Source organism: Borrelia puertoricensis, from assembly GCF_023035875.1.
GTDB classification, from domain to species: domain Bacteria; phylum Spirochaetota; class Spirochaetia; order Borreliales; family Borreliaceae; genus Borrelia; species Borrelia puertoricensis.
In genome coordinates, this window is record NZ_CP075391.1 from 54,535 (window position 1) to 66,553 (window position 12,019).

The following is a 12,019-nucleotide window of genomic DNA, read 5'->3' on the forward strand; positions in this document are numbered from 1 at the left end:
CTTAACCACTCTAACAAACAAGCAAATACAATGAACTAAAACCCACTAGAAGAGGATTTTTAATTCAAATTAAATACAAACCAAATTCGAAAATTCATATAAAACTTTAAAAAAAGAGACAAAAAAACATAAAAAAAGTTAAAAACTTCAAACCAAAAGTTAAAATTAAAAAAGTTAAAATCAAAATAGGAAATAAAATTCATGCAAAATCATCATCCTGCAATGGCTCAATTTTCATGGGCTTTATGTAACCATTACCTTTAGTAGAGAAAAAATCATGAGTTTTAGTATCAGTTCTAAGACCATTTAAAACCAAAGGATTAACATCAATATCTTGAATGTTAAATGTAGGTTCAAAACCTAAATTCATCAAAGCCTTGTCAGCATTATACCTAACAAAAACATCAACAGCGGATTCAAGACCAATAGATGAATATAAGTCTTTAGTATATGCCTTTTCTAGATCATAAAGCCTATCTAAGATTAACATAGACTCTTTGTAAGCAAGTACTTGTTCTCTAGAAGTCATTTTATCAAACTCTTCTTGTGCCAAGAGACCAACGAATACTCCATGAACAGATTCATCACGCAATATCAAATTAATAATTTCACCACTATTAACCATCTTACCTTGACCTGAGAGATAGAGTGGATAAAAAAATCCAGAATAAAATAAAAACGTTTCAAGAAACACAGAAGTACACAAAGCTTTATATAAACTCATTCTATCGTGTATACTGTTATACTTACCCAAGATCAGATCTAATTTATCTTGAAAATTTTTATAAGTTTTTACCCAATCAAATATATAATCTATTCGCTCTATGTTTGATAAACTTGAGAATATACTACTATAACTCTTAGCATGCATATGCTCCATAGCACCCATAAACCCAAGAACAGGCTTATAATCCAAATTATCTATTGCCAAAGCTATACGAGGCATACCAACAGAACCTTGTTCTGTATCTAATAATGTAAGTCCACCTAAAACCTTCTCATAAACATCCCGCTCCTCGATATCTAAGGAATTCCAAACCAACTTATCATCAGAGATAGGAATCTCTTCATCTACCCAAAATTGTCTTATATTTTGGTCCCAAAACATCTTGGTATAACCATTATTTAATCTATTCCAATTTATAGCTTCTCTATTCATATTCATTTAACAATTCTCCTAAATAGTATATTACATGTATATGTAATATAATTGCATTTATATTGCACAAAGAATACATTCATCTACTGAAAGATTTTTATTACGCGTATAATATAAGCTCTTAAGTCCCTTATTTTTAGCATAAATGTAAAGTTTTACAAGTTCCCTGGTACTAGTCTCATTTGTAACATAAAGCAAGGTACTAATTCCCTGATCAACATGCCGCTGAGCCTCACTTATTAGATCAATCAATTTTTTCATATCCATGTAATATGCTGATTTAAAAAACAAAGCATTTTCCCTACTAAGATATGGCATTGGATAATACGTTGTAGAATTACCATAAACCCTAGCTTCAACAGGTTCAACAATAGGCATAAGAGATGTTGTTGCATTTTGAACATAAGATATACTCTGAGTTGGTGCAACGGCTAACCTATAAGAATGATAAAGCCCATGCCTCTGGACATCACTCTTAAGGCTCTCCCAATCACTCTTTAGAGGAATCTTAAGTCCACTAAATATCTCTTTTATAACTTCTGTTTTGGGAGTGAAATCTTCACTCAAATACATATCAAAATAATTGCCATTATAATATTCACTCTTATTGAAATCTTTAAAAGCACAACCTCTCTCTCTTGCAATATTCATACTACTCTTAAGGGAATAAAAATTTAATAACATAAAAAAGATGCGAACAAAATCCAAAGCCTCAGCACTCTCATAAGAGATTCTATTTTTAATCAAAAACCCATGTAAATTCATAACTCCAAGACCAACGGCATGATAATCATTATTTGCCTTCCTTATGCTTGGGGCATTTTTAATATCAGCCTTATCAACAACTGATGTCAATGCCCTCATGGCAATATCAACGGTATGCTCAAAATCACTATTAATTACATTAACTATATTAAGTGAACCTAAGATACAACTGATATCATATCCAATCAAATCCTCTTCACCATAATCACCAATAACTGATGGGGTTTGAATCTGAAAAATCTCTGTACAAAGATTAGACATCTTAATTTTTCCAAGACCTTTTAGCGGATTATTTAAATTACATGCTGTTTGGTACACTATATAAGGATATCCAGATTCAAATTGCAGCCTAGCAATACGAATCAAAATGTCTCTAGCAGAAATTTCTTTTTTCAAAATACGAGGATTACTTGCAAACAAGTCATATTCTAAATCAAAATCAATCTCATTCATAAAACGCCCAGTTGCTTTATAAAGCGAATATGGTGCGAAAGCATAATAATTTTTACCTTGTTTTGCAATCTCAAAAAATTTATCTGGAATTACTACTCCTAATGATAATGTTTGAACACGACTCTTCTCATCAGCATTGATCTTCTTAGTATCTAAGAAATCTTCTATATCATAATGAAAGATATTTAAGTATACAGCACCAGCACCTTTTCGCTGTCCCATCTGATCTGCATAATTAAATCCATCTTCTAAAAGCTTCATAACGGGAATAATCCCTTTTGCAATATTAGGAATACCCCGTATCTCCTCACCCCTAGCCCTAATATTTGAAAGATTTAAAGCCACTCCTCCACCAATTTTTGAAAGCTGCATGGCAGAAGAGATATTAAAAGTAATACTATTAAGAGAGTCTCCCACTTCCAACAAGAAACATGATACAAGCTCACCTCTCACCTTCTTACCAGCATTTAAAAATGTAGGTGTTGCAGGCTGATAGCGTTGTTTGATCATCTCTAAAGCAAGTTTTAAAGCAAAATCAAAACATCCATCTGCTAAAAAGAGACTAACTGCAATTATTCTATCCTCATAAGATTCAAGATAAGTAGCACCACCATTCATCTTAAGTGCATAATCTTTATAAAACTTCGAAGCGCTCATATAAGACTTAAACTGAAAATTCTCAAGACTTACAAGATTATATATTTCAAGTATCTGCTCTTCAGAATAGTTTTTATAAAAATCTTCATATAAATCATTATCAATTAAATAATGCATTCTCTCATTTGGATTTTTAAATTTTAAAGACTTAGAATTGACTTCACTTAAAAAAACACTCAAAGCCTCAAGATCTTTTTCTAATCTGTAAAATCCATCCTTTAAAACCATAATCTCATTATTTAACTCTAAGTGCCTCATTTTTAATCCTCTTTACAAAATTCTCAACATCATGTGATGTTCCTGAAAGCTCAAATTTTAATATTTCGCAAACATTATATTTATTTTTTATTAAATTAACAGCATTGCAAAATGAACCACCCCAATTTCTATTTCCAGAACCAGCAACCCCAACCATAAGCTTGAAATTATGCTTTAAAAATTTCTCTACCTCAGGTGGAACTTTACCAAAAGCAAATGTATATGTAAGTAACACATAAGGCCTACTTACAATCTCATCACCTGTAACTACATGAAAAATATCTTCAAGTCCTGTTTTTGCAATAAAACGCGACACATTTCCTGTCTTTGAAGCATAAACTACTAAAATACACTTAACTCCTTTAATTACAAATCACAAATTAAGTTTTTCTCTTAACCTAGTTAAACTCTTATCTTGTAAATTAAGCTTGGTTAAATCTAATACTCTGCGAATCTCATCTACCTCTTCACTTGAGAACATAACTCCTCCCAAAATATGTTTTTTAAAGCTATCAGTTGCTAAGGGCACTACTAACTTAACAATATCTAATAGGACATTAGCATAAGCCCTTATCTCTTTTTGTGCATGACTTGATGATCTAAGCTTAATAAAATGAAATAAATTATTAAGATCGATTTGCCAGTACCACTCGGTATACAAACTTAAAGGCAGAGTTATTCTTGCAAGCTCCCTAGATACATCATTATTAATCATATCATTATAAATCTTGTAAGAAGTCTTATAACTCTCATCTAGACCACCTAAAGAGGATAAAACAATAGATTCATCAACAGACTCATCTGAGCGTCCCTGCTTATTAGTAATACTTTGTTTCTTAACATCTTCCCTGCAAGGAACATAAAACTCTTCTCTCATCAAACTATAACGGCCTGAGACTTCATTAATTCTTGATGTTCTATGTCTCATCCACTGTCTTGCTACAAAGATTGGCGCTTTAACATGAAAAGTAAAAACCACTTGCTCAAGTGGACTTGTATGCTCATTTCTGACTAAATAGTCAATAAGACCAGCATTATCCCTTTTTGCCTTAGAATCTCTATAAGAAACTCTAGCAGAATTTACTATTCGATCATCACTACCCATATAGTCAACAAGTCTTAAAAAACCTTTATCTAAAACTTTGTATTCCTTATCCAAAATCTCTTCAGCAGCCTCTACATGATCATGCATATACCCACCCTAATTAAAATTTCTATTTTTTTATAAGTTGTCACCAGAAATTACGGGTGACTAGATTTTATACAAAACTTAAAAATAACATTACAATTACTTTGCAATAATTCATGTTATTCTATAAATATCTTAACTACTAAACAACTCATCTCATTATACAAAATTAACTTCCCCTTAATCCCCTTAATAAAAATTAAAACAACAACTAAAACCAAAGTTAGTAAAACAAATGTTAACATAAAACTATCTAATATTAAATAAGCATTTTTTACGATATAAAGGTACTTAACCACAAATACATCCTATAATAAGCTAAATAATAAATAAATATGCTAAATATTAAATATTAAATATTGAATATTGAATTTAAATGAAAAATGAAATTTTAGCTATATACTCCTATGTTTGAGGGGGCAAAATTGCAAAAAACAGTTTTTTTACTACCGTTATTTATAATATCTTGTTTCTTAAGTGATAGCATTATAAAAAATATTAAACCTAAGCTTGAGCAAGAAATAATGCATAATGACAAATCAAAAAAACACTTAAGAGAAAATGAGGATGAATATGCAAAATTAACAAAAGAAGATGCCACTTTTGAAATACTTGAAGGTACTACTGAAAAATGCATGTGTCCAATCTGCTGGTTGTGGTGTGGATGCCGTCCACGAAAATGTCAAATCACTTGGATGAAAATTAAAGCCAAAGAAATCATCGGGAATAATCAAAAAGCACTGGAAGCTTTAAAAGGTAGACTTAAATATTCATACTCAGTATCACCTATCAAATATAATGATCAGTACAGTACCTACGTCATGCCTTTAATATTATTTGAAAGCATGGACGAGAACATTGAAGTAACCTCATTTAAGTTAATAAATCACACCAACCTAGACTTCAACAACAAAAACGTTTTGGGTGGAATTATTCAAGGTATACCTAAGGTAGAGAAATCATCTGAAGAGGGATACAAAAACGTATATCCTTATGGAATATTAAATGCAACAAATCCAACTGGTGGGGATGAGTTAATATCTGCTTTTGCTGCTCTTTACCAAAATGGAAAATGGAACCTTATGGAAGGAGAGATAAAAGTTAAAGACACAAAAACAAACAACGAGACAACCTACAAAATACTCTTAAGTGGTAAATTATTTAATGAATTTCTAAAATCAGTTGTATCTAAACATCAAGGTACCACAACTGCAAATACCAAATTTAGAGTTCCAATTAACAATTAGATTAAAAAAATAAAGGTTAATTAAATTAAAGAGACATTACTTAAAGATAACTTTAAGTAATGTCTCTTTAATATCCCTGTAATAACTTTTAATGACCTTTAAGCATTTTTTAATACCTTTTTAGAAATTAATTTAATTAAAAAAAGTTAAATAAATTTGTTTTATGAATCAAAATAATTTATTATATAAGTCGATAAAATAAAAAACATATTTAAAATAATGTACTCTAAAAAATAAAAGGGGGTAAATATGAAGAGAATAATTATTTTCTTACCAATCTTCATAACATGTCATGTATCGCAAGATCAATATGACAAACCAAATTTTAAATACGCCATTAAATCGGGCTCTACACGCTCTATCAGGTCAAACACTGACACAGAAGAAGTATATGAGTACCAAAGAGAACCACTTCAAATATCTGAAGGGCTCTTAGATGTATGTCTCTCTGGTCATATAATAACACCTACTAATCACACCTGCCATCTCACTTGGATGAAAAGCAATGTACAAGATATAATTGGACCAGACGGGAAACCATCACCTGTATTTCAAGGTAAATTTAAATACTCATATGCAGTAGCTCCTATTAAGAATAATGAAAACTACAGTAAGTACGTAATGCCTTTAATACTATTTGAAAGCTTAGTTGACTATGTTAAAATAGTGTCATTTAAACTCACAAACCACAAAGAACTAAATCTAGATTTTCGCAATGGACATCAGCAAGCCACAAGAGATAAAATAGCTAATGAACTTGAGGTCTCAACTAAAAAATTAGGATATAAAGGTATAAGTATTTATGGAGAACTATATGCATACTTTCCAAATGGAGGCGATGGTCTTATAACTGCTTTTTCAAAGCTCTACCAAAATGGTGATTGGTACTTCATGTCAGGTGAGATAACTATTGAAGACACATTAAGTAGAGAAACAACCACCCACACAATCTTGCTAGATGCTCAATTATTCAATGAATTCCTAAAAATAGTTATAGCAAAGCATCCAGAAACCAAAACTGCAAATAACAGATTCAGAGTGCCTGTCAGTTAGCGGTACTCATCCACAATAATTAATATTTAAGTCTAATTAATTTTAATTTTTATTAATCATGGTAAGCACAAAAATTAAAAATTACTTGTGTTTAAAATTATTTAAATAATATTATTTACATGTGTTAATTATGACTTAATAACTATGTGTATTTACTAAAAGAGTAGGCTTAAGCACTTAGATAAAAAATTAATGTAAAAATACTTAAAGATAATAATTAAGGGAAATAATAAATACTAATAAGTTATAAAAATTTAATTTGAAAAGATGTATAAATGAAAAAGATGATTATATTATTAACCCTACTTATAAACTGTTAAAGTATACCAAGCTAATAAACCATCCATTGCAGAAGACAACAACACGGATGAGTATGAGACCAATCTAGACCATGATTACAAAGAATTTATTCATCCCAAAAGAGCACATATCTACAACATATACCGAGCATTCAAGATATTTGAAGACTACCCTAACTAATATTTGTCTAAACACCTCACATGACATCAAAATGTAGAGTACGAGTCTGCGGTTTTAGTTGGATAAAAATAAAAGCAAACATGTCGTAGGCACAGATAAAAACATAATACCAGAATTAAAGAATAAAATTAAATACTCACATGCAGTAGCACCTATGGTGATAGATTAATATCCATTTTTGAAAATCTTTTTAAAAATTCAACGATGATAAAATTTGCAAGCAGAAATTACTATTAAAAACAAAACAAACAATCAAGAACAAACCTAACAAATACTTATAAATAGTAAAATATTTAATGAATTTATAAAAATAATTTTATAAAGACACAAAAGTATAAGAAATGTAAAGCCCAAATTCAAAGTTCTTAGTGAAGATAAATAATAAAACTTTAAGTAGTAATACTACTTAAGAAATATTACTGAAGATAAAATTTTATCTTCAGTAATGAAATAATGAAATTTATAGATTTCAAGATTTATTTTAAAGAGAAAGAGTACAAATAAAACTCAAGTTACAATGCAACAATTTAATTAAACAAATCTAATATTCATGCAAAACATCATATATTTGCCTTTTTAATGATGTAAACACTTTTGAACAATTAGCCATCTTAAGTGATAGATATGCACCTCTGTAACCATTATCACCACCACAAAAAACTTTCAAAATTTTTAAATATTCCCTCTGCTTAGTAGCAAGTTGAACTTCAAAACCATCCCTTTTAGGATGTCCATCTGCAAGCTCATATATAGCATCCAGTATGTCATCTCGTACTCTTAATGTTACAACTATATCAGCAACTGCCTCTTTAATCTTAGCAGAACTTAGAACAACTAAAAACTCATAAAATTCATCATCACTGTAAGTACGTACATTTGGAATACCTTCTGCAATTGTAGGATCTGTTAATGCACTTCTTAAAAATCTAACTGCTATTTTTTCTTCCCCTGAGAGATTAAAACCTGTCATTAAGTTTTCTAATGAAGGATGATCAAAGGCAAGACCAATGTCAAGCTCACTGCTGGCAATATCATCAAAATTGTAACCTAGCCCCAAATTATTGACATATTCTTCATCCTCACAGCAACAAAATAAAACCATCAATAAAATTAAAATGTTGAAAGCTTTCATATTTCAATATCTCCCTTCTATATGAAAACATATCTCATTAATGATTGATTAAAAATTAAAATAATACTTTATTTTTAAAATCAAATAAAATAAATGTCTAATTTATAAAATAAAGAGACACCTACATGATATCAAAAATCCAGATGAGACTTGGAATAAAGATCGAAATAAATATTTAAAAATCAAATTTTAAATATTTTAAATTTATACAACACCTGAGGTATTACCAGTTGCAAGAGTGGGAGCTCCACTGGCATTAACATAAGTTATGCTACCAACCCCATGTGTATGACTTTCAAACAATTTACCATTAATATACACATTGCCTTTAAACTCAATACTAGTAGCCTCAATAACTAAAGAGTTAAGAGAAATCCTAGTATGTTCACCATCATATATCACATTTTTAGAATTAAAAGAAGCATCCTCACATAACACATCCAATTTTTTTGCACTGATGCTCAATTTCTCTACATCAATACCTGCATACTCAAGACTTACTGCATTTAAGATATAAAAATAATGTTTATCGAAATAATTATTATCTCTCTCATTAAAGATATTTATGCCACTTTGAAGCAAGATTACCCTATCATCTTCCCTAAGTTCAAGTTTTAAATTTGAGATATTGCGACTCTTAATCCTTAAGTCCTCATATTCTTCAATTACAACAATTCCTTCCTGGGAATTAAAATCAAATTCCTTAATAATTCCAATGCGACAAATAAATACATTATCACGTAAATATTTCTTAGCAGCCTCAAGTGCCAAATCATTACTTAAACTTCCTAGTCTTCTAGAAATTTCATAAGTTTTGTTCATAAATTTATCCTACCTATAAAATATTAGATTCATCATAAAGCTTCAATTTTAATGTGCAATCACCCACATTGCTTAAATGAGCACTAGTCTCTTGAACAAAAGCCCTAACAACGCTCCCATATCTATCTATAAATTCAACCCCATCTCCAACTTTAATCTTATCTGTAAAGAGAAGTTTAGTATTCCAAAAATTAATGGCAGATTGGCCTACAAATCTCACTTCCCTTTGAGGAATGAATAAAAGTGCAAAATCTTCAAGCTTCTTATAAACTATTTGGCCACCTAGTTTATCAAAATTAATAAAAACAAATTTAGTATCAACCTTAAAGTCCAACTCACCAACATCAACAAAAATCAAATGCACATAGTTTTCAATAAGTTTTTCTATAAATTCCTTCAAAGTAAGGGCATAAAAACTCTCACTTATTATGCGACTTCGAGCATCAGGCCCCATGCTAATAATGGCTTGACCTGGAAATACCAAATTTATTGCCTCTTCTAAAGATTTACCCTTATAATTTTTAGTATCAAGCTTTTTATTAAAAAACGTATCTTGAGACAGGAGATAAACTTCATATTGACAAATAAAATCACCATTTTCAAAATCAAAATCAATAGGAGCACCCAGATATCCAGCCATAACAAATCTGTAAGCAAACTCATCCTCATGCGCAAATTTTTTATAGTATATTTTAACAATATCTCCATGCCTTAAAGACTTATTAAAATTTAAAGGCATATTAAACAATTGCAATTGTGCTTTTTTACATTGCAAAGCACTCATAAGGGAATATTCATTACTAATTACAATATTAATAATAGGTGCCCCATGTTTTGTCTCTATAACAAACTTTGGTTTCCGATTTTTAATCTCACCCCCAGAACTATAAAACTCTAGTTTAAAATCATATTGAAATAATAACATAACTCCCTTAATCAACTCCTAAAGGTCAATATTAGTAAACCTAACTACTAACCTTACACATAAATAGTAATATTAATTCTCATCTTCCATGTACTCAGATCTAAAACTAACTGGCTTCTCACCAAGTGGCCTAACAATAGGTCTTACAAAATTTGGTCTTATATCACTTCCTGGTCTCTTAAGATCTGGTCTGGTACTACTTGGTCTAATATTACTTTTCTTAACACCACTAGGTCTTACATTTCTTGCTCTCTGGCTGTCTGGGCTTGAACCTGTCTGCCTTGGGTTTACAGATCTTGCACTTGGACCTCTTGTACTTGACTGTCTTTGACTTGGCTCTCTTGTACTTGACCCTCTTGCACCTGGCTGTCTTTGATTTGACTGTCTTTGATTTGACTGTCTTTGATTTGACTGTCTTTGATTTGACTGTCTTTGACGTCCTAAACTCTCATCATTACTCCTAGGAATGGATCTTCTCTCTGCACTCTCACTACTATCTCTAATAACTAGTTCTTCATCATCATAAGCCTCTTTAACCATATCACTTGGTCTGGGTTGTCTTAAACCTACTTGTCTCTCATACTCACTTCTAGTAATGGACCTTTGAGAACCATACCTTTGACCTGTTTGACTTGGCTGTCTTGCACTTGACTGTCTTTGATTTGACCCTCTTGCACCTGGCTGTCTTTGACCATTCAAACTACCATTTGCAACACCGAATTTTATACCAAGTTTTTGCGTAACATAATTTTCCACAAAATCAATCTCTCTAAGCTGCAGTTTAATGAATAACTTGGTATAATCTGGATTTTTAATCCAAGTCTTATTACTAAAACTCAAAACTCTATGCCTATATTTGTCAAACGCATTTTCCATAGGGATTTCTATTGCCCGTTTAAACCTATTATCAGTCTCAGTAAAAACATCATCATCAAAATACTGACCATACTCTCTTAAAAATTCATCTTCTACCTGCAGGAAAATATCATCCCTTATCATATTTACAAGACATCTGTAATATCCCTCAAGCTCTGATATTCTTTGTAAAATTTTTTTAGATTTCACATTTTTATTAACGTCATCAACATTCACTAAAATACCATCTACAACCTCATAACTTGCCTCATAAGCTTCCTCAATTTCCCTATCAAAATTCCAATTCGTAAAATCAAAAGGCCTTAAAGGTGCCCCATAAAGGTTAAAAAATAAAAATAATAAAAATAATACAATATATCTGAATTTAACCATAAACATTCTCCTAAATATAAATTACTATATAATTATATTTTAACCTTTATATGTTAAAAAATTAAAAGTTTTCACTATTTTAATTTGTAAACTAACATTAAGCTCATCTACAAATGGTGTACCTTTAATGCTTAAAGAATTAATAATAGTAGTCTCATGAAATCCTATTGATGCACCATAAATGCTATAATAAATACCTGCTTTAAATCTTTCCCTAAACTGTATCTTTATAAAATTAGAATCAAACTCTAAAGCACTATTTGCAAAAGGCGTTCTCTCTAGACTATCAACTAAAACTTTATCATAAACAGAAGACAAAACCGCATTGGAAATAGTAATTACCCCCGGGTTTGACGTAACATTATAACTTACAAATTCACTACGCCTGGTATTCAGATTAATAATGGGATGCTGGCTACTAACACTACTTAAACTTTCCTCAATAGCTCCTGATTTTGGAAATATAAAAAATAATTGCGGAACATATTCAAATCCCTTAAAATCAGGCCTAGGAAAGAGTGCTATAAAATTAGATGAACTTGCACGACTTAAAATATGATTTACAACTTCCCAAATAAGTAATTTTACATCCGTTACCATATTAAATATCCCCTAAATACCTTGAAGATCC

The 12,019-nt window shown here is 30.5% G+C and carries 12 protein-coding genes; 3 read left to right on the forward strand and 9 right to left on the reverse strand.

Features of this window, described 5'->3' with window-relative positions; genetic code table 11:
* Window positions 1-199: 199 nt before the first annotated feature.
* From nrdF to thyX, 4 genes are read right to left on the reverse strand one after another with little or no spacing between them, the layout of a single operon-like run.
* Window positions 200-1,165, reverse strand: a complete 966-nt coding sequence (gene nrdF, locus bpuSUM_RS07570) for a class 1b ribonucleoside-diphosphate reductase subunit beta (protein ID WP_247067510.1) — start codon at window positions 1,163-1,165, stop codon at window positions 200-202.
* A gap of 51 nt (window positions 1,166-1,216) precedes the next feature.
* A complete protein-coding gene (gene nrdE, locus bpuSUM_RS07575; RefSeq protein ID WP_247067518.1) occupies window positions 1,217-3,292 on the reverse strand; it encodes a class 1b ribonucleoside-diphosphate reductase subunit alpha in 2,076 nt (691 codons plus the stop codon).
* Entirely contained in the window at window positions 3,270-3,608 is a 339-nt protein-coding gene (gene nrdI / locus bpuSUM_RS07580; protein ID WP_247067530.1) for a class Ib ribonucleoside-diphosphate reductase assembly flavoprotein NrdI, read from the reverse strand. The genes nrdE and nrdI overlap by 23 nt, the downstream gene beginning before the upstream one ends.
* Before the next feature lie 57 nt (window positions 3,609-3,665).
* Window positions 3,666-4,484, reverse strand: a complete 819-nt coding sequence (thyX, locus tag bpuSUM_RS07585; protein ID WP_247067532.1) for an FAD-dependent thymidylate synthase — start codon at window positions 4,482-4,484, stop codon at window positions 3,666-3,668.
* 422 nt (window positions 4,485-4,906) lie between these two features.
* Here thyX and bpuSUM_RS07590 point away from each other — a divergent pair, with 422 nt between their 5' ends.
* From bpuSUM_RS07590 to bpuSUM_RS10130, 3 genes are all read left to right on the forward strand, one after another.
* Window positions 4,907-5,728: a S2/P23 family protein gene (locus bpuSUM_RS07590; RefSeq protein ID WP_247067534.1), complete on the forward strand. Its 822-nt coding sequence runs from the start codon at window positions 4,907-4,909 to the stop codon at window positions 5,726-5,728.
* 249 nt (window positions 5,729-5,977) lie between these two features.
* Window positions 5,978-6,781, forward strand: coding sequence for a BB0158 famile outer surface lipoprotein (locus tag bpuSUM_RS07595; protein WP_247067536.1), 804 nt, complete (start codon window positions 5,978-5,980; stop codon window positions 6,779-6,781).
* A gap of 538 nt (window positions 6,782-7,319) precedes the next feature.
* Window positions 7,320-7,430 (forward strand): BB0158 famile outer surface lipoprotein, encoded by a 111-nt coding sequence (locus bpuSUM_RS10130; protein WP_434757076.1) that lies wholly within the window; start codon window positions 7,320-7,322, stop codon window positions 7,428-7,430.
* 372 nt (window positions 7,431-7,802) lie between these two features.
* Here the strand turns inward: bpuSUM_RS10130 and bpuSUM_RS07600 are convergent, their stop codons facing one another.
* The 5 genes from bpuSUM_RS07600 to bpuSUM_RS07620 all read right to left on the reverse strand — a co-directional run bounded on the left by bpuSUM_RS07600 (window position 7,803) and on the right by bpuSUM_RS07620 (window position 11,988).
* Window positions 7,803-8,393, reverse strand: coding sequence for a BTA121 domain-containing protein surface lipoprotein (locus bpuSUM_RS07600; protein ID WP_247067538.1), 591 nt, complete (start codon window positions 8,391-8,393; stop codon window positions 7,803-7,805).
* A 204-nt stretch (window positions 8,394-8,597) separates the two neighbouring features.
* Window positions 8,598-9,215 (reverse strand): DUF777 family protein, encoded by a 618-nt coding sequence (locus bpuSUM_RS07605; RefSeq protein WP_247067539.1) that lies wholly within the window; start codon window positions 9,213-9,215, stop codon window positions 8,598-8,600.
* Between the two features lie 13 nt (window positions 9,216-9,228).
* Window positions 9,229-10,140, reverse strand: coding sequence for a DUF693 family protein (locus bpuSUM_RS07610; protein ID WP_247067542.1), 912 nt, complete (start codon window positions 10,138-10,140; stop codon window positions 9,229-9,231).
* A 72-nt stretch (window positions 10,141-10,212) separates the two neighbouring features.
* Window positions 10,213-11,388: a hypothetical protein gene (locus tag bpuSUM_RS07615; protein WP_247067544.1), complete on the reverse strand. Its 1,176-nt coding sequence runs from the start codon at window positions 11,386-11,388 to the stop codon at window positions 10,213-10,215.
* Between the two features lie 39 nt (window positions 11,389-11,427).
* Window positions 11,428-11,988 (reverse strand): DUF792 family protein, encoded by a 561-nt coding sequence (locus bpuSUM_RS07620; RefSeq protein ID WP_247067546.1) that lies wholly within the window; start codon window positions 11,986-11,988, stop codon window positions 11,428-11,430.
* Window positions 11,989-12,019: the final 31 nt, after the last annotated feature.

What these genes read in the sequence shown, in the direction of transcription:
- bpuSUM_RS07610 (WP_247067542.1), bottom strand. Translation starts at nt 10,140, where the DNA reads ATGTTATTATTTCAATATGATTTTAAACTAGAGTTTTATAGTTCTGGG.
- bpuSUM_RS07615 (WP_247067544.1), bottom strand. Translation starts at nt 11,388, where the DNA reads ATGGTTAAATTCAGATATATTGTATTATTTTTATTATTTTTATTTTTT.
- nrdE (WP_247067518.1), bottom strand. Translation starts at nt 3,292, where the DNA reads ATGAGGCACTTAGAGTTAAATAATGAGATTATGGTTTTAAAGGATGGA.
- nrdF (WP_247067510.1), bottom strand. Translation starts at nt 1,165, where the DNA reads ATGAATATGAATAGAGAAGCTATAAATTGGAATAGATTAAATAATGGT.
- bpuSUM_RS07605 (WP_247067539.1), bottom strand. Translation starts at nt 9,215, where the DNA reads ATGAACAAAACTTATGAAATTTCTAGAAGACTAGGAAGTTTAAGTAAT.
- bpuSUM_RS07600 (WP_247067538.1), bottom strand. Translation starts at nt 8,393, where the DNA reads ATGAAAGCTTTCAACATTTTAATTTTATTGATGGTTTTATTTTGTTGC.
- bpuSUM_RS07595 (WP_247067536.1), top strand. Translation starts at nt 5,978, where the DNA reads ATGAAGAGAATAATTATTTTCTTACCAATCTTCATAACATGTCATGTA.
- thyX (WP_247067532.1), bottom strand. Translation starts at nt 4,484, where the DNA reads ATGCATGATCATGTAGAGGCTGCTGAAGAGATTTTGGATAAGGAATAC.
- bpuSUM_RS07620 (WP_247067546.1), bottom strand. Translation starts at nt 11,988, where the DNA reads ATGGTAACGGATGTAAAATTACTTATTTGGGAAGTTGTAAATCATATT.